The sequence below is a fragment of the Enhygromyxa salina genome, from assembly GCF_002994615.1.
GTDB classification, from domain to species: domain Bacteria; phylum Myxococcota_A; class Polyangia; order Nannocystales; family Nannocystaceae; genus Plesiocystis; species Plesiocystis salina_A.
The window spans coordinates 47500-65566 of record NZ_PVNK01000184.1; the positions used below are offsets into that span (position 1 = coordinate 47500).

Here is an 18067-nt window from a genome sequence, read left to right on the forward strand (position 1 = left end):
CAGCGGCGGCCAGGACCCGGGTCAGCGGGGCTCGAGCCCAGCTTGGCGGCGCGGCTCGGCCTCGGGGTTGCGCTCGTCGAGGAGCACGACCGGGGCCGCGTTGCCGCGCCCAGGGCTCCAGTAGCGCAGCTGCGCGTCGTGGCCTTGGACATGCAAGAAGGTGAACTGCACGCGCTCGCGGGGCATCAGCACGTCGTGGGTGAACACGGCCAGCCAGGTGCCGGTGTTGTAGTACCAAGCCGGCTTGCCGTCGGGACGCTGGAGGCGCCACAGGACCTCGTCGTGGGTGTGGCCGAAGCTGACGATCGGGACGTCGAGGAGCTCGACGATCTTTTGCGCCGCGCGCCGCAGCGGCGCCGAGCGCTCTCGCGGGCTGCGAAACAGACCCCAGCCGATGCCGAAGATCGCGGCCATCAAGAACGCGAAGTCGAGCAGCATGAAGAGCATCGCCTTGACCATGAACCCGCCCTTGAGCTCGGCGATCGCGTGGAAGCCCGCGAACCACAGCCCGAACGCGAGCCCGGCGAGGGCGACGATGACCAGGAGCACGCGCAGGGCCTGGCGCGTGAGGGTGCTGACCGCCTCGACCACGCTCGCGCCGCGCTCCTTGAGCGCGTCGATCTTGTAGAGCTTGTCACCGAGCGCGCCGGCCTCGGGGTGCTCGGCGAGCTCCGCGAGCGCGCGCTTGTGGGTCTCGCTGTAGACCGAGCGCGCACGCTTTTGGCTCTGGGCGATGCGGCGGATGACCTGCGGCCAAAAGCGTGCGTGGCTGAGCACGGCGCGAGAGATCAGGTGGGGGCTGTTGGCGAGCAGCCACTTGGCGTAGCGCATGTGCGCGCGGGTGCTGGGCACGATGAAGGTGATCGCCCCGAAGCCGTTGAACAGGTAGCGCTGGAAGAAGTTGCCCAGCGGCATGTCGTACTCGGCCTCGTGGACCTCGCGGGGGGCCTCGGTCAGGGCGCCGCGCAGCCAGTAGGTGAAGGCGTTCTCGGGGTCGTACTGGCAGCCGTGCTCGATCCACACGCGGCCGGGCTCGTACCAAAACCACGGTGGAAAAAACAGGCGAGTGCCGGCCTCGTCGACCTCGCGCGCGCTCGTGAGCTGCTCGTGGAGGCGGGCGAGGATCGAGCGCTCGATCTGTCGGCGCACGGGCGGCCACTGGATCTCGATGTCGTGGTTGCCCGGCAAGATCACGACCTCGTGACCGGCGGCCAGGATCCGCGCGAGGCCGTCGACGAAGCCCGGGTGCCCGTCGAGCACGTCGGCGATGTCCCGGGCGGCCCGATCGGGGGTCATGAACGGGCCAAATTGCCGCTCGACGAAGGTCGCCTCGGGGGTCTGGGGCGGGCGATCGATGCGCAGCAGATCAAAGCCGTCGCCGTTGATGATCAGGCGCAGGTCCGCGTTGCGCTTGTGGGCGTCGTCGATCAACCACTGGCAAAAGGAGCGAAAATCATCGTCGTAGAAGAACGCCTCGAGCTCGTGGTAGCGCCCGGTGTGGAGGTTCTTGCCACGCCCGAGGTGGAGGTCGCTGACGACGACGAGATCGTGCATGGAGCCGCTTGATGTTAGCAGGCCGGCGGGCAGGCTGCGCGCAGCCAGGCCAGGTAGGGCTCGTTGACCGCGCTCGGCTCGAGCACGACGATCTTGGCCACGTCGTAGGGGTGCGCGCGGGTCAGCGCCGCGACGGCCTCGTCGACGCGCTCGCGCGGACACTCCATGAGCATCACGACCTCGGCGTCGTCTTGGATCTCACCCTCCCACCAGTAGAGCGAGCGGACGCCCGGGATCAGGTTGGCGCAGCCGATCAGCTTGGCCTCGAGCAGCGCGCGGGCGATGTCGGGGGCCGCGTCGCTCGGGGCTGTGCAAAACAGCAAGCGGAGGCCGGCGTCGGGCATGGACTGGAGTGTGACATCAACCCGCGTCGCCGTGGAGGCTGGCGACGCCCCCGGCGGGCCCCTCGATCGTCCGCGCGGCGTCGAAGCTCGCCCGCAGCAGCGGGGCGTAGCGGGCCACGTCATGACCGACACGCTCGACTCGATCGATCACGCGGGGGTCGGTCAGCTGCGCGCCCGTGAACGCGGCCGCGCTCGCGGCGGCGTGAAAGGGGAGGACGAAGCCGTGGCACCACTGGAAGCAGGTCTTGACCGCGGTGATCGACATGTCCCCGGTGCCGCCGCCGGTCGTGGCCACGACGCCGGCGAACTTGCCGGCGAACTCGGCGTAGAGGAAGTCGAACCAGTTCTTGAGCGCGCCGCTCATGCTGCCGTGGTACTCGGGCGTGCCGATCACGAAGCCGTCGGCCCAACTCGCGAGCGCGCGGACCTGTACGACCTCGTCGGCCATCGCCTGATGCGGGTCCCCCCAGACCATCATCGGCAGCTGGACCTCGCGCAGGAACAGCTCTCGGACCTCGGCTCCGGCCGCGCGCGCCGCGGTCGCGGCGAGACCGACGACCTGCTCGAGGTTTCCGTCCTCACGGCTCGAGCCGCACACGACCAGGATCTTCGGCGCCATGCGTGCTGTGTAGAACGCCGGTCGCGGGTCGGCAATGCTTGGTGGCCGCTGACGGCCGCTGGGCCGGTGCGCGACTTGAAAAGCCCGTGATTCTCTGGCATATGGCAGGCTGTTGCCGGATCACGCTGAAAGTAATCGATACCGCGCTATCACTCGCGCCAACATCAACGAGCTCCCCGAGTGGCGTCGGCTGCCCGAGGAGCTCCGAGACGGCCTGCAGGTGGTCTCGGCGGTCCTTCCGTTCAAGACCAACGCGTACGTTGTCCGCGAACTGATCGACTGGGATCGGGTCCCCGACGACCCAATCTTTGCGCTGACTTTCCTCCAGCGCGAGATGCTGGACGCCGCCGACTACGCACAGATGGCGGAGCTCGTCCGCAGCGACGCACCCAAGGCGCAGATCAAGGCCACCGCCGACGAGATTCGCGGGCGCCTGAGCCCGCACCCGGCGGGGCAGATGACCCACAACGTGCCGAGCCTCGGTGGCCGTGCCCTCGCGGGCATGCAGCACAAGTATCGCGAGACGGTCCTGTTCTTCCCGGCGCAGGGCCAGACCTGCCACGCGTACTGCACCTTCTGTTTCCGCTGGGCGCAGTTTGTGGGCAACCCCTCGACAAAATTCGAGTCGCGGGAGACCGCCGATCTCACCGCCTACCTCCGGGCCCATCCCGAGGTTCGGGAGGTCTTGGTCACCGGCGGCGATCCCATGGTCATGAAGGCCAAGGTGTTGGCGCGCTACCTCGAGCCGCTGCTGACGCCAGAGTTCGAGCACATCGACATCCGGATCGGGACCAAGTCGGTCGCTTACTGGCCGCAACGCTTCGTCACCGACGCCGACGCCGATCCAACCTTGCGCCTGTTCGAGCGGATCACCGCCAACGGGCGCCACCTCGCGATCATGGGCCACTACAGCCACCCGCGCGAGCTCAGCACCGAGGTGGCCCAGCGCGCCGTCGCCCGCATCCGCAGCACCGGCGCACAGATCCGCATGCAGTCGCCGCTGATCCGGCGCGTCAACGACGATCCCGAAGCCTGGGCCCAGCTGTGGCGCGCGGGCGTGCGCCTGGGCTGCATTCCCTACTACATGTTCGTCGAGCGTGACACGGGGCCCAAGCGCTTCTTCGAGGTCCCGCTGGTCCGCGCGTGGGAGGTGTTCCGCGCCGCCTACCAGCGCGTCTCCGGCCTCGCGCGGACGGTCCGCGGGCCGACGATGTCGGCGTTCCCGGGCAAGGTCCTGATCGACGGCGTCGCCGAGATCGCGGGCGAGCGTGTGTTCGCGCTCCAGCTCCTGCAGGCTCGCAACCCGAGCCTGGTTCGGCAGCCCTTCTACGCAAAATTTGATCCGCAGGCGTCGTGGTTTAGCGACCTGCGACCGGCGTTCGGAGCCGAGCAATTCTTCTTCGAGTCCGCCTCCGAGTCTGGCTTCGAGTCCGGCTTCGAGTCCGGCCCGCGCGAGGGTCGAGGCGAGCGCCCGCTCCATCTCGAGATCGTCCACTGAACCCGGTTGGTTTGACGCTCCTGGCTGGACATGTAGAGTCTCAGCCCCGGCGCCGCCATGAGTGAATTCTTAGCGACCAAGCTGCTTGGCAGCGACATCAGCGTGCACCAGGTCGGCTACGTCCTGCTTGCGATCATCATCGGCCTCGCGCTGTCTTGGGTCATCAATTTGGTCCTGTCGCGGGTCGCCGACAAGGCCAACACCGACTCGATCCGGGGCGCGGTGATCATCGCCCTCGACGGCCCGCTGCGCTGGGCGATCATCGTGTCTGCGGTCTGGATCGCCTACGTGATCATGATGGCGGACGGCGCGGGCGACCGCGCGCTGGCGGCGACCGCCCTGGGCTCGCTCAAGCTGCTGTTCGCCACGCAGATGCCCTTTTTGATGTGGTTCGGCACCCGCCTGACCAACGGCCTCACGGCGATCTGGGGCGATCGCGCGGATCAGACCGCGAGCACCTTCGACGACCAGCTCGTCCCGGTCGTGCGGACCCTGGCCAAGATCTCGATCCTCGTCGTCGGGGTCCTGGTCATCGTCCAGAACCTCGGCGGTCAGGTCGGCTCGGTCCTCGCGGGGCTCGGGATCGGCGGGGCCGCGATCGCGCTCGCGTCGAAAGACACCATCGCCAACTTGTTCGGGTCGATCGTGATCTTCGTCGACCGGCCCTTCATGGTCGGTGACTGGGTCGAGATCGGCAGCCAAGAGGGCACCGTCGAGGCCGTGGGTCTGCGAGTCACGCGGATCCGGACCTTCGCAAATAGCCTGATCACCGTGCCGAACTCGGCGCTGACCACGACCGCGATCAACAACTGGTCGCGGATGCGCAAGCGCCGAATCAAGCTGACGATCGGCGTGACCTACGACGCCAACCCCAGCCAGGTTCAGGCGGGCGTCGCGTCGATCCGTGAGCTCCTCCAGGGCGACGAGCGCGTCTCGCAGGACTTCATGCTCGTGAACTTCACGAACTTTGGCGCGAGCAGCCTCGACATCTTCGTCTACGCGTTCACGCTCACCACGCGCTGGGACGAGTACATGCAGATCCGCGAGGAGCTGCTGCTCGAGATCATGCGCCGCTTCCAGGACATCGGGCTGAGCTTCGCGTTCCCGAGCCAGAGCCTGTACATCGAGAGCCTCCCGCCCGGCGCGCCCGAGGCCATGGAGCGCGAGCTGCCCCGCTGAGGGGCGAGCGTGTGCCCGACCCTCGCCATTGTCGTGCAAGCGCCCCGCGGCGCTTGCTGACTCCAGCGGCTCCCCCCTAAGCTCGCAGCTGATGGAGACCGCGGACAGCGTCGCCGCCGACCAGACCCTGGTTCCCCTGCGTGACCCGAGCGCCAGGTTGGTCCCCGGGCCGAGCCTGGGGCCGGGCGGGCAGCCGACCCTCGTCGGGTGGGGCAACCTCCCGGGTCCCGGGGTCGAGGTCCGGTCCGAGGATCTGCGCGCGCTCACGGCCGGGCGGGTGCTCTCGCGCGGGCTCGGCCGCGCCTACGGTGACTCCGCGCTGCCGCCACCGGGCGAGCTCGAGGTCGCCGGGACCGTGCTCGCCGATCGGATCCTCGCCTTCGATCCGGACACGGGCATCATGCGGGCCGAGGCCGGGCTCAGCCTCCACGAGATCAACCGCCTGATGATCCCCCGGGGTCTGTTCCCGCCCGTGACCCCGGGCACGCAGTTCGTGACCCTCGGCGGGGCGGTCGCGGCCGACGTCCACGGCAAGAACCACCACGTCGCCGGCTGCTTCGGCCAGCACGTGCGCCGCCTCCTGATGCGCGTCGCCGACGGCCGCGTGCTGTGGTGCTCGCCCGAGGACCACCCCGATCTGTTCTGGGCCACGATCGGCGGCATGGGCCTCACGGGCCACATCCTCGAGGTCGAGTTCCGCATGGACAAGATCCCGAGCACCTGGATCTGGGGCGAGACGATCCGCGTGCCCGACATCGGCGACTACATCCGCCTGCTCAAGGAGTCGGCCCGCGACTGGCCGATGACCATGGGCTGGATCGACTGCGTGTCGAGGGGCCGACGACTCGGGCGTGGGGTGTTGTTTCGGGGCCGCTGGGCGACCCCCGACGAGGCCCGGGCCAAGCCCGCGCAGCCCTTCTCGCGCCTGACCGTGCCCTTCATGCTGCCGAGCTGGACGCTCAACCCCCTGACGGTCCGGGTGTTCAACGCGGGCGTGTATCGCAAGCCGACCCACCGGCAAAAGCCCGTGCACTGGGAGAGCTTCTTCTACCCGCTCGACAAGGTCCGCCACTGGAACCGGGCCTACGGGCGCAAGGGCTTCACCCAGTATCAGTGCGTGCTGCCCGACGCGGCCGGGCCCGAGGCCGCGCGGCGCTTCCTCGAGGTCCTGACCACGACCAAGGGCGGCGCCTCGTTCTTGTGCGTGATCAAGGACTGCGGGCCGCAGAGCGAGGCCATGCTCTCGTTCCCGACCCGCGGGATCTCGATCGCCCTCGACATCCCCGTTCGCAAGGACACCCAGGCCCTCGTCGATCGCCTCAACGAGGCCACGCTGGCCGAGGGCGGGCGCATCTACCTGGCCAAGGACGCCTTCACTCGGCCCGAGCACTTCCGCGCGATGGAGGGCGAGCGGCTCGAGCGCTTCATGGCCGTCCGGCGCCGCTGGGATCCGGACCTGCGCCTGCGCAGCGCCCAGTCCGTCCGCGTGTTGGGCGATCCGAGCTGACGCTGGCGCGCAAACACGGTACCTAGGGCGCATGCACGTAGCCATCCTCGGCGCCACCAAGGGCATGGGTCGCTCACTCGCTCGCCTGATGGCGGCGCGCGGAGATCGGCTGGTGCTGCTCGGGCGCAACCCCGACGAGCTCGAGCGCTCGGCCCGCGACCTCGAGGCCCGCGCAGGCGACGAGCGCGAGGTCCAGACCGTGGCCTGCGATCTCGCGGATCCGAGCGGCTTCGGGCCGGCCCTCGACGCAGCCGAGGCCGCGCTCGGCAAGCTCGACTGCGTAGTCGTGACCGCCGGTCTGTTCGCAACCCAAGACCAGCTCGAGGCCGACACCGAGCTCGCGCTGAAGCTCGTGACCGTGGACTTCGCCAACACCGTGGGCTTTTGCGAGCACGCCCGGGTCAAGCTGCTAGCGAGCGGCGGCGGTAAGTTGTGCGTGTTCAGCTCCGTGGCCGGCGATCGCGGGCGCAAGCCCGTCGTGATCTACGGCGCGGCCAAGGCCGGGCTCTCGGCCTACCTCGAGGGCCTCGACCACAAGTACCGGGCCGAGGGCCTCGAGACGATCTGCGTCAAGCCCGGGTTCGTGAAGACTGGGATGACCGCGAACCTGAAGCCGCCGCCCTTCGCGGGTGAGGCCGACGCCGTCGCGGCCCGGGTGCTGGGCGCGATCGACCGCGGAAAGCCGGTCGTCTACGCGCCGTGGATCTGGCGCTACATCATGCTCGTGATCCGCTCGCTGCCGCGCTTCGTGATGCGCCGGATCGGCTTTTGAGCGTAAGCTCTGCCTGGCCCGTGCGTCCCGTCCTCCAACGTCAGCGCTGTCGCGCGTGTGGTTCCGATCTGCTCGATCATCTCGCAGCCGGCGAGCAGGCTTGGGAGTGCGGCGCGTGCGGGCTCGCAGGTGGCCGCGACCTCGTCCGCGTCCGCTGGCTGCAGGCCCGCGACCAGCTGCCCGAGGCGCGGGAGCCCGAGCGGTGGAAGACCGCGCTCAACAGCCTGCGCCGGGCCCAGATGCTGCTCTTGATGCTGCGCTGGGCCCTCGACCGCCAGCGCGGGGTCGATCCGCGGGCCTTCGGCGTCCGGCTCTCGGTCCTGGTCTGGAGCAGCAGGTGCCTGCGCGACGCGGCCATCCAGCTCGGGGGGTGGCTGTACGTGTCGCCCGACGAGCGCTGGGATCTGTGGGAGTTCGAGGCCTGCCTCGACCATGATCTGCGCGTGCTGACCGGCGAGGCCGCGAGCGTGTTCGCGTCGAATGAGACCTACCTCGAGGCCCTGGTCGAGCGCCACCTCGCGAGCGTGCAGATGTTGGTCGAGCGCAGCGAACACCTCGACCGCCCGCCCAAGCCGCTGCCGGAGCCGCGCTAGCGCGGCGCTCAGTCCGGAGTCGCGTCGTCAGAGCCGGCCTCTTGGCGATCTTTGGCGCTGGGCGGCAGGGCAGGGGGGTCATCGCGCAGCGGCGAGGTGCCTTGAATGATGTGGGCGACCAATTCGCGCCGACGCGCGGCCGAGCGTCGAAGATCCCGCAGCGAGGTGATGCCGGCCCTGTCATCGTCGATCGCCTCGCCCTTGTTGCGCTTGTTGTCGGCGAGGGCACGCAGGATCAGATACACGATCGGCAGGACCGCGAACTCGACGACGATCAGCACCCCGGCCCCGAGCAGCGCGGCCAGCCACACGAGGATCGACATCGGCTTGGGCGTCTCGGCCAGCTCTTGGACGATCCCGGGCACGGCCAGCGCGCTGGTCTCGCTCGGCTCGGCCCGGGCGGTCGGCCGACGGGGCTGCGAAGGCTGTCGCCCGTCGAGCAGCGCCCGGACCTGCGCGACCGAGCGCGCCCGCGCCCGTGGATCGGGCTCGAGCAGCGCGCGCAGGACCGGGCGGAGGCTGTCGGGCAGGACCAGCTGTTCGAGGTCGATCGCGAGCCCCTCGTGGGGCAATTCGTCGGCCGGGCGACCGCTGGCGAGCGCGGCGATCGTGGCCCCGAGCGCGTAGAGATCGACGCCCGGCCCGGCGTCGCCGTGGAGCTGCTCGGGCGCCATGTAGCCGAAGGTCCCGATCATCGTCGAGCCGCCCTCGAGCCGCGTGGCGACCCGGACCCCGCCGAAGTCGACGAGGTGAACCACGCCCTCATCGTCGACGATGATGTTGGCGGGCTTGATGTCGCGGTGGATGATCGGCGGCGTCAGCCCGTGGAGGTAGGCGAGGATGTCGAGGACCCCGCGCATCAGCTGGCGCAGCCGGGCCTCGTCGAAGCGGCCCGGCGCGCCCATGTCTTCGGCCAGCGTCCGACCGCGGACCCGATCCATGACCAGGAAGTAGTCGCCGCTGTCTTCGCTGCTGAAGTAGTCGCGGTAGCGGGGGATGCCCGGGTGGCGGAGGCCCGCGAGGGTCTTGGCCTCGCGCTCGAACAGCTCGAAGGCCTTCCACTCGCGCGCGCCCTCGAGCGACAGGACCTTGATCGCGACCTCGTCGTCGGTCTCACGATCGATCGCGCGGTAGGTGTGCCCCTGGCTACCCGCGCCGAGCGACTCCATGATCTGGTAGCGCTGCAGGCCTTCGCGTGGCACCCGGGCACTGTCGAGATCTGCGCGCAAAAAAGCAACCCGCTCAGCGCACGACGCCGCCCTCGGTGAAGATCATCAAGGTCACGGGCCCGTCGTTGACCAGCTCGACCTCCATGTCCGCCGCGAAGCGCCCGGTCTCGGTCGGGATCCCGCGCTGGCGCAGCTCCTCGACCACGGCCATGTACAGCGGCTCGGCCTTGTCCGGATCCTCGGCCCGGTCGAAGCTCGGGCGCCGCCCCTTGCGGATCGTGCCCGCGAGCGTGAACTGGCTGATGACCAGCGCCGCGCCGCCGACGTCGACGAGGTTGCGATCCATGGGCTTGTCACCGGGGAACATCCGCAGCCCCGCGAGCTTGCGTGCGGTCATGTGGGCATCGGCGAGCCCGTCGCCGCGCTCGACACCGACGAGGGCGACGACTCCACGCCCGATCTGCCCGACGATCTCGCCCCCGACCCGGACCTCGGCCCGGCTGACTCGCTGAATTACGCTCTTCACTGGGCGATAGTACCCATGGTCGCGGCGAGGGGCTCGCCACCGCCGACAGCCTGCGGAGCGGCCTGGGGGCGCCCGTGGCGGTGACCCGGGTCCTGGCATCGGGCCGCCGCCGGAGGTCGAGGTCGACAATCCGCTCGCGGCGACTTGCACGCGGGCCTGCCGCTTGCGTACCGTGACAATAGATGGGCGAACAAGAGGTCACCGGGGCCGATGATGCTGAGCTGCGTGCGTTCATGCGGGCCATCCTCGCCGACGTCCACGCGTTCGAGCAGGTCATCGAGCGGGGCATGATCGAGTCGGGCGTCCGGCGGATCGGCGCGGAGCAAGAGATGTTCCTCGTCGATCGCACGCTCTCGGTCGCGCCGGTCGCGACCCAGGTGCTCGAGACCGCCAACGATCCGCGCCTGACCACCGAGCTGGCCCAGTTCAACCTCGAGGCCAACCTCTCGCCCCAAGACTTCACCGGGGGGTGTCTGCGCGCGCTCGAGACCGAGGTCGAGGAGGTCCTCGGCGTCGCGCGCAAGGCCGCCGCTGCCCACGACGCCAAGGTCGTGCTGTCCGGCATCCTCCCGACCCTGCGCAAGCCCGATCTGGTCATGTCCAACATGACGCCCTTGCCGCGCTACTTCGCGCTCAACCGGGCGATGCAGCGGATGCGCGGGGGCCAGGACTTCCACGTCCTGATCAAGGGCAAGGACGAGCTCGAGCTGACCCATGACAACGTCATGCTCGAGGCCGCCAACACCAGCTTCCAGATCCACTTTCAGGTCGAGGCCGGCGAGTTCGCCCGGCTCTACAACCTCGCGCAGGTCGTGACCGCGCCGGTCCTGGCCTCGTCGGTCAACTCGCCCGTGCTGATGGGCAAGCGGCTGTGGAACGAGACCCGCGTGGCCCTCTTCCACCACTCCGTCGACACCCGCAACGAGGCCCACAAGGCCCGCAGCGCCCGCCCGCGGGTCGGCTTTGGCGATCGCTGGGTCGAGGACTCGGTCCTCGAGATCTTCCGCGAGGACATCGCCCGCTTTCGTGTCGTGCTCTCGACCTCGCTCGATGAGGATCCAATGGAGTCCCTGCGCCAGGGCAAGGCCCCCGAGCTCAAGGCCCTGCGCCTCCACAACGGCACGGTCTACCGGTGGAACCGGGCCTGCTATGGCGTCGCCAACGGGGTCCCGCACCTGCGGATCGAGAACCGCGCGCTGCCAGCGGGGCCGAGCGTCGTCGACGAGGTCGGCAGCGCGGCGTTCTACTTCGGCTTGATGTCCGGCCTCGGCGATCAGGTCAGCGACATCCGCAAGGCGATGGACTTCGACGACGCGAAGCACAACTTCTTCTCGTCGGCTCGCTACGGCCTCGACGCCCGGCTGACCTGGATCGACGGTCGCACCTACGACGCGTCGAAGTTGATCCTCGACACGCTGCTGCCGCTCGCGCGCGCGGGGCTCCAGGCCCACGCGATCGACGTCGCCGACATCGATCGCTACCTCGGCGTCGTCGAGGATCGCGTCCGCGAGGGCGTCACGGGCGCGCGGTGGGCGATCCAGTCGCTGGCCCAGATGCCCGTCGACGGCCCGCGCGATGTCCGGTCCCGGGCGCTGACCCACGCGATGCTCGAGCACCAGGAGGCCGGCGACCCCGTGCACACCTGGAAACCGGCGGCCTTCGAGAAGGTCAGCGATGTCCGCGAGAACTACCTGACCGTGGGCCAGTTCATGACCACGGACCTGTTTACCGTCCACCCCGAGGACCTCGTCGACCTCGCGGCGAGCCTCATGGACTGGGAGCGCATTCGCCACGTCCCCGTCGAGGACGAAGGCAAGCTGGTCGGCTTGATCTCCCACCGCGCCGTGTTACGTCTGGTCGCGCGCGGGCACCTCGATCGTGCTGGAGCTGAGAAGGTGGCCGTGCGCGAGATCATGCGGACCGATCCGATCACAGTCGAGCCTGGAACCACGACCCTCGAGGTCCTCCAGCTCATGCGCGACAAAAAGGTTGGGTCGGTGCCGGTGGTCGAAGGTGACAAGCTCGTCGGGATCGTGACCGAGCACGACCTGATCGAGGTCTCCAGCCGCCTGCTCGACAATTATCTCCGAGGAGAGTGAGTGCAGGACCGGCGGGGGCTCGAGAAGTCCGAGGCTGACCTCGGCCCCGGTTCGACCACGCCAAGCCGGCCGACCCCCGAGTGGCCGCCCGAAGGCGCGACCCTGACCCGGCGCTGGCTCGGCGCGCACGAGGGCGTCGCGCCGGGGCCGACCCTGGTCATCATTGGGGGCATCCACGGCAACGAGCCGAGCGGGGTGATCGCCTTGCAGCGGGTCCTGCACGAGCTGCGGCGGCGTCGAATCCCGGTCCAGGGCCGGCTCCTGGGCCTCGCGGGCAACATGCGCGCGCTGGCCCACAACGCCCGCTTCATGACCCGGGATCTCAACCGGGGGTGGTTCCCGGATCACCTCGCCCGCCTGCGCGACCAGGCCCACAGTGAAGACTCGCCCGAGGACGTCGAGCAGCGCGAGCTCCTGAAGATCTTCGATCGCCTCGACGAGACCTTCGACCACCCGCTGGTGGTCATGGATCTGCACAGCTTCTCGGCCGAGGGTCCGCCCTTCTCGGTCGTCGCCGACACCCTCCGCAATCGGCCGCTCGCCTACGAGCTCCGGGCCCCGATCATCTTCGGGCTCGACGAGGCCGTCGGGGGCACGATGCTCGGCTACCTCGCCGACCTCGGCCACGTCGCGGTCGGCTTCGAGGGCGGTCAACACGACGATCCGCGGACCGTCGAGAACCATGTCGCGGCGATCTGGATCGCGCTGGTCGCGAACGGCTTGATCGCGCGCGAGGAGCTGCCCGAGCTCGAGCGCTGCGAGGCGCGCCTGGCCCAGGCCGCGGCCGGGCTGCCGCGCGCCGTCGAGATCGTCTACCGCCACCCGATCACCCCCGAGGACGGGTTTCGCATGGACCCCGGGTTTCACAATTTCCAGGACGTCCGCCGTAACCAGCGCCTGGCGATCGACCGCGACGGCGAGATCGGCTCGCCGGCGACCGGCCGCGTGCTGATGCCGCTCTACCAGGGCCAGGGCGAGGACGGCTTCTTCATCGCCCGCGATCTCGGCAACGCGCGGCTCCAGCTCTCGGCCGCGCTGCGCAAGCTCGAGGTCGATCGCCTGCTGCCCTACCTGCCCGGGATCGAGGTCGATGACAGCGTCGCCGACGAGATCACCGTTGGCCGCGTCGGCAACCGGCCCGCCGTCAAAAAGGTCCTGCGCCTGCTCGGCTACCGCAAGGACGTGCCCGCGGACGGGCAGCTTCGGGTCGCGCGGCGCCGCCAAGCCGAGAGCAAGCGCCGCGGTCGGGCGAGCACGATCGGCGAGGCCTTCGCCCCGGACTAGCAGGCTACTGGCCCCAGTAGAGCACGAGCCCGGTCACCACCAGCCAGACCACGAAGTTGCCCATGAACAGCCAGTCGCGGAGCATCTCCTCGGTCGGGCTCTCGGCGTCGGGCCGCGAGGTGACCAGGTGGATGAAGCGCAGGATCCCGATGATCGGGAAGGGCAGGGTGTAGATCAGCGGGGCGTCGCCGAAGGTCGCGGCCACGTGCGCGCTTTGGGTGTAGAGCCCGTAGACCACGGCGGTCAGCAGCGCGAGCGTGTGGAGGACCCAGCGCAGCGCGTCGCCGGAGTAGTGCTCGAGCACCGAGCGGGTCTTGGCCCCGGACTGGGCGAACTCGTGGGCGCGCTTGCCGAAGCCGAGGAACATCGCGAGCAGGGCGGTGCAGCCCAAGAGCCACGGCGAGGGCGGCAGTCCGATGACCAGCGCGCCCGCGAGCACGCGGAGCACGAAGCCGGTCGCGATCGAGAGCACGTCGAGGTAGGGGACCTTCTTGGTCCAAAAGCAGTAGGCGATGTTGAGCCCGAAGTAGCCGCCGAGCGTGGCCGCGTAGAGCGGCGCGAGCATGAACGCGGCCCCGAGCGCGAACGGGACCGCGACGATCGTGAAGTTGCGCGCGATCGACGGCGGCAGCTTGCCCGAGGCGATCGGCCGGCTCTTCTTCTTGGGGTGGGCGCGATCTTTCTCGACATCGACGATGTCGTTGATCACGTACACGCAGCCCGAGACCAGGCAGAACAACGCGAAGGCGGCCGCGACGCGCCACAGGGCGTCGAGGTCCAGGAGCTTCTGACCGAAGACCAGAGGAACGCCGACGAAGGCGTTTTTGATCCACTGCTTCGGCCTGAGGGTCTTGAGCAGGCCCAGGAACACGGCGGGGCGAGACTATGGCATGAGGCCGCCGGATGTTCCATCCTCGGGCCGACGGAGGTCACCAGACGATGAATCGCCAGCCCAAGCGAGCCCTGCTCTCCTCTCTCGCGCTCGCAAGCGTGTTGGCGCTGTGCTCGAGCGAGGCGGCGGCCGGCTCCGGCCCCGTCGCGGGCGCGGTCACGGATCCCGGGGTCCTCGGGGTCGGGTTCGGCGCGGACGCGCCCGGGTCGGTCGTGATCCCCGCAGATCGTGGGCCCCAGCCGAGCTCGAGCGACGCTGTCCTCGATCTCGACGCGCCCTTGTGGGAGCCGGGCGTGCTCGACCCCGCGGCCGGGATGGTCGGTCGGTGGCAGCGTGAGCTCGAGCGTCGCCGAGATCTGCTCGCCGACCACCGCGGCCGCGACCACGTCGCGGCGCTCGCGTTGCTCGGTCTGCTGCCCGCGCTGTCTGGCGAGGTCGATCGCGCCGAGCTCATCTCCTTTGTCGACGAGATCCGCGAAGATCGCCGTCGGCACCCCCTGGTCCGCTCGCTCGCCGCCGAGGGCCGCGCTCAGCTCCACGAGGACGCGGGCGAGCTCGACGAGGCCCGGGCGCTCTACGCCGAGCACGGCGCGCTGCTCTCGTGGCGGATCGTCGGACCCTTCGACAACGCCAACCGCACCGGCCACGACCACGCCTTCGGACCCGAGCTCGAAGACTGGGCGCCGGGGCAGAGCTTCGAGGGCAAGCTCGCGGGCGAGCCCGTCGACTGGCGCCCCTACGAGCCCGAGAACACCCTCGCCGGCGGCTACGTCTCGTTCGACGAGTTCCTCCGGCCCAACGAGTACGTCACCGGCTACGCGACGACCTGGGTCCACGCGCCCAAGCAGACCGAGGCCGTCATCCACGTCGGGACCGGCGGCGCCCACAAGATCTGGGTGGGGCCCGAGCTCGTCGGCGAGGGCCAGGCCTACCGCCGCCCGCAGCCTCTCCAAGACGCCTACGCGATCACCCTCGAGGCTGGCTGGAACCGGATCCTGGTCAAGGTCGGCTGTGAGGCCGGCGCCTGGGGCTTCTTCGCCCGGATCAGCGGGGCCGACGGCGCGCCGATCCCGGGGCTCGAGGCCGACGGCTCGCCCCCGGTCGACGCGACCGTGCTGCCCGCGGCGGCCCCGGAGCAGAGCTCGAGCGAGATCGATCCCGACGCGCGCGCGGCCAAGCCTCCGCTGTCGCTGCGCAAGCTGTTCGAGGACGCCGCCGACGACGAGCTCCGGTCGAGGGTCGCGCCCGAGGACGAATTGGCCCTCACCGAGTTCTACAGCTGGGTCGGGCCCTTCTCGCGCGAGGACTTCACCGGCCGCGATCAGGCCCGCGAGGCCGACGCGGCCGTGCAGTCGGCCCGCAGCGCGCTGTTCTTGGGCCTGGCCGAAGACGACTCCGCCCGGGCCCGCGCGGCCTTTGAAGAGGGCGTCGAGCGAGCCGAGGCGATCGGCGACGAGGCGATCATCGAGCACTCGCAGATGCTGATTGAGCTCGCCTACACCAACGCGGCCCTCGGGCTCGAGCGCCGGACCGAGGCCCTGCTCGACGAGGCCCGCCGCGTCGCGCCCGACGACGCCCTGATCGAGCTCGCGCACCTCGAGCGGCTGTCCAACGACGGCTTCGATCTCGCGGCCATGACCTGGCTCGAAGATCTGCGCCGTCGCTACCCCGACTCGGCCACGATCCTGCGCGAGGCGGCCGGCCGCGAGATCGAGCTCGGGCGCGTCCGCGAGGGCCTCGCGCTGCTCGAGCAGCACAGCCGGGCGCACAGCGGCGACGCGGCGGTGATCGAGCAGCGGATCGAGGCGCACCTGCGCCTCGGCGAGATCGAGCCCGCGGTCGCCCTCGCGCGCGACCTCGTCGCCGCGGCCCCGGGGCGGCCCTCGGCCTGGCGTCGCCTCGCCGGCCTCGAGGAGGCCGCGACCAACTACGACCTGGCCGTCGCCGCGCTCGAGACCGCCGTCGAGCTCGCGCCCCAGGACCCGCAGCTGCACACCGCGCTCGGCTTCTTGCAGAGCCGCGCGGGCGACCAGGCCGGCAGCGTGCTCGCGTTCCAGCGCAGCCTCGAGCTCAACCCCCAGCAGCCCGAGCTCCGCGACCTCCTGACCACGCTCGGGGCCGCGGGGGACGACGTGTTCACGCGCTACGCCGTCGAGCTCGAGGAGGTCGTCGCCGCCGCCGACGACGGGCCCGAGCCCAAGAGCTGGAAGGGCAAGGACGCGGCCGTGCTCCACCGCATGATCGCGACCCGGATCGGCCAGAGCGGCCTCGGCGAGCGCCTCGATCACCGGATCATCAAGATCCTCGACGAGCGCGGGATCGAGAGCCAGGCCCGCCACGATTTCGGCTACGAGCCCGACGAGAGCTACGTCGAGGTCCGCCGGGCGCGGGTCTACCGACGCGACGGGCGGATCGAGGACATCGGGATCACCCGCCACTACTCGGTCGGGGCCGCGGGCTACCGCATGTACTACGACCAGCGCGGCGTCGCCGTGCAGTTCCCGGGCCTCCGCGTCGGCGACGTGGTCGAGGTCGCGTTCGTGCGCCGCGACGTGGCCTCGCGCAACAAGTTCGACGAGTACTACGGCGATCTGGTCCCACTCCAGAGCCTCGAGCCGACCCGCCACCTCGAGTACGTGCTCGAGGCGCCCGCGGACCTGAAGCTCCACTTCAACCACAAGCTCGACCACGAGCCCGGCGCCGACGGCCAGACCGGCGTCTACCGTCTGACCCGAGACGACCTCGCCGGGCTCCGCTCCGAGGCCGACATGCCCGGCTGGACCGAGGTCGCCGACTACCTCCACGTCAGCACCTACGCGACCTGGGACGAGGTCGGGCGCTGGTACTGGGGCCTCGTCGAGGGCCAGCTCCTGGTCGACGACGCGATCCAAGCCGGCGTCGCCGAGGCCCTCGCCGCGCTGCCCAAGGACGCCGACGAGCGCGACAAGGTCGCGGCCCTCTACCGCCACGTGATCCGCGAGACCCGCTACGTCGGGCTCGAGTTCGGGATCCACGGCTACAAGCCCTACCGGACCACCGACATCTACAACCGCCGCTTCGGCGACTGCAAGGACAAGGCCTCGCTGCTCAAGGTCATGCTCGCCGAGATCGGCGTGGCCAGTCACCTGGTCCTGGTCCGGACCCGCGACCTCGGGACGATCGACGACAGCCCCGCGAGCCTCTCGGCCTTCAACCACGCGATCGTCTACGTGCCCAAGTACGACCTGTTCATGGACGGCACCGCCGAGCACTCCGGGGCCTTCGAGCTCCCGGCCGGCGATCAGGGCGCGAGCGTGGTCGTGATCGAGGACGGCGAGGGCGCGAGCTTCCGAACCATCCCCTACGCCACGCCCGATCAGAACCGCAGCGAGTTCGAGATCGGCGTGCGCCTCGGGCCCGAGGGCAGCGCCGAGGTCGACCACGACATGACCCTCGTCGGGACCGGCGCGGCCTCGTGGCGCGCGACCCTCGAGGCCAAGGAGCAGCGCGAGGAGCTCCTGACCAAGCAGCTGTCGCGGACCTTCCCCGGGATCGAGGTCCGCAGCGCGAGCTTCCCCGGCATCGACGACGTCCTCGCCCCGGTCCGCGTCGAGGCCAAGCTCAGCGTCCCGGGCTGGGCCCAGGTCCAGGCGGCGGGGCAGGGGAGCGAGGCCGCCGGTCTGCGCTGGCGGGTGCTCGGCCACGAGGTCGAGCTCCTGCGCTCGGTCGCGCCCCAGGCTCGCCGCGAGCAGCCGCTGGTCCTCGGCGTGCCCAATAGCGAGGTCCGCACGATCCACTACACGCTCCCGCGCGGGCTCGAGCTCAGCCACACGCCCAAGCCCAGCCGGGTCGAGTCGCCCTTCGGGCGCTTCGAGCTCGAGGTCGAGGCCGAGGCCCGCAGCGCGACGATCACCACCAGCCTCGAGTTCTCGCGCCCGCGCGTCGAGCCGGCGGAGTACGAGGCGTTCCGCGATTTCCTGCGCGAGGTCGACGCGGCCCTCGCCCAAGCCTTCGAGGCCAGCGCGTCTCGCTGACGCGCCCTTCGTGCCCAG

The 18067-nt window shown here is 70.1% G+C and carries 14 protein-coding genes; 8 read left to right on the forward strand and 6 right to left on the reverse strand.

What is annotated here, in order from left to right; genetic code table 11:
- Positions 1-21 precede the first annotated feature (21 nt).
- Genes ENSA5_RS21275 through ENSA5_RS21285 form a run of 3 tightly spaced genes read right to left on the reverse strand, consistent with a single transcriptional unit; the run spans position 22 to position 2517 of the window.
- Positions 22-1554: a metallophosphoesterase gene (locus tag ENSA5_RS21275; protein WP_106393509.1), complete on the reverse strand. Its 1533-nt coding sequence runs from the start codon at positions 1552-1554 to the stop codon at positions 22-24.
- A 14-nt stretch (positions 1555-1568) separates the two neighbouring features.
- Entirely contained in the window at positions 1569-1898 is a 330-nt protein-coding gene (gene cutA, locus ENSA5_RS21280) for a divalent-cation tolerance protein CutA (protein ID WP_106393510.1), read from the reverse strand.
- 16 nt (positions 1899-1914) lie between these two features.
- A complete protein-coding gene (locus ENSA5_RS21285; RefSeq protein WP_106393511.1) occupies positions 1915-2517 on the reverse strand; it encodes an NADPH-dependent FMN reductase in 603 nt (200 codons plus the stop codon).
- A gap of 112 nt (positions 2518-2629) precedes the next feature.
- Between ENSA5_RS21285 and ENSA5_RS21290 the strand changes: the two genes are divergently transcribed.
- The 5 genes from ENSA5_RS21290 (at position 2630) to ENSA5_RS21310 (ending at position 8066) form a co-directional block, all read left to right on the forward strand.
- Positions 2630-4015 (forward strand): KamA family radical SAM protein, encoded by a 1386-nt coding sequence (locus tag ENSA5_RS21290; protein ID WP_258182950.1) that lies wholly within the window; start codon positions 2630-2632, stop codon positions 4013-4015.
- A gap of 57 nt (positions 4016-4072) precedes the next feature.
- Positions 4073-5194 carry a mechanosensitive ion channel family protein gene (locus ENSA5_RS21295; protein WP_106393512.1) on the forward strand — a complete coding sequence of 374 codons (1122 nt, stop codon included), beginning with the start codon at positions 4073-4075 and terminating at the stop codon, positions 5192-5194.
- A gap of 91 nt (positions 5195-5285) precedes the next feature.
- Entirely contained in the window at positions 5286-6701 is a 1416-nt protein-coding gene (locus ENSA5_RS21300; RefSeq protein WP_106393513.1) for an FAD-binding oxidoreductase, read from the forward strand.
- A 31-nt stretch (positions 6702-6732) separates the two neighbouring features.
- Positions 6733-7473, forward strand: coding sequence for an SDR family NAD(P)-dependent oxidoreductase (locus tag ENSA5_RS21305; RefSeq protein ID WP_106393514.1), 741 nt, complete (start codon positions 6733-6735; stop codon positions 7471-7473).
- Between the two features lie 20 nt (positions 7474-7493).
- The gene (locus ENSA5_RS21310) at positions 7494-8066 is read left to right on the forward strand and encodes a hypothetical protein (RefSeq protein ID WP_106393515.1); all 573 of its coding nucleotides are present in this window, start codon (positions 7494-7496) and stop codon (positions 8064-8066) included.
- Positions 8067-8074: 8 nt separating this feature from the next.
- Here ENSA5_RS21310 and ENSA5_RS21315 read toward each other — a convergent pair whose 3' ends face one another.
- Positions 8075-9268 (reverse strand): serine/threonine-protein kinase, encoded by a 1194-nt coding sequence (locus ENSA5_RS21315; RefSeq protein ID WP_106393516.1) that lies wholly within the window; start codon positions 9266-9268, stop codon positions 8075-8077.
- Positions 9269-9308: 40 nt separating this feature from the next.
- Positions 9309-9761 (reverse strand): D-aminoacyl-tRNA deacylase, encoded by a 453-nt coding sequence (gene dtd, locus ENSA5_RS21320; RefSeq protein ID WP_106393517.1) that lies wholly within the window; start codon positions 9759-9761, stop codon positions 9309-9311.
- Between the two features lie 182 nt (positions 9762-9943).
- Here dtd and ENSA5_RS21325 point away from each other — a divergent pair, with 182 nt between their 5' ends.
- Together ENSA5_RS21325 and ENSA5_RS21330 are read left to right on the forward strand one after the other, a co-directional pair.
- Positions 9944-11860, forward strand: coding sequence for a CBS domain-containing protein (locus ENSA5_RS21325; protein WP_106393518.1), 1917 nt, complete (start codon positions 9944-9946; stop codon positions 11858-11860).
- The gene (locus ENSA5_RS21330; RefSeq protein WP_106393519.1) at positions 11861-13144 is read left to right on the forward strand and encodes a succinylglutamate desuccinylase/aspartoacylase family protein; all 1284 of its coding nucleotides are present in this window, start codon (positions 11861-11863) and stop codon (positions 13142-13144) included.
- A gap of 4 nt (positions 13145-13148) precedes the next feature.
- On the opposite strand, the gene ENSA5_RS21335 is transcribed toward ENSA5_RS21330, so the two are convergent.
- Complete coding sequence (locus ENSA5_RS21335) at positions 13149-14015, reverse strand: decaprenyl-phosphate phosphoribosyltransferase (protein WP_106393520.1); 867 nt, start codon at positions 14013-14015, stop codon at positions 13149-13151.
- Positions 14016-14083: 68 nt separating this feature from the next.
- Here ENSA5_RS21335 and ENSA5_RS21340 point away from each other — a divergent pair, with 68 nt between their 5' ends.
- Complete coding sequence (locus ENSA5_RS21340) at positions 14084-18049, forward strand: DUF3857 domain-containing protein (RefSeq protein WP_106393521.1); 3966 nt, start codon at positions 14084-14086, stop codon at positions 18047-18049.
- The last annotated feature ends 18 nt before the right edge of the window (positions 18050-18067 follow it).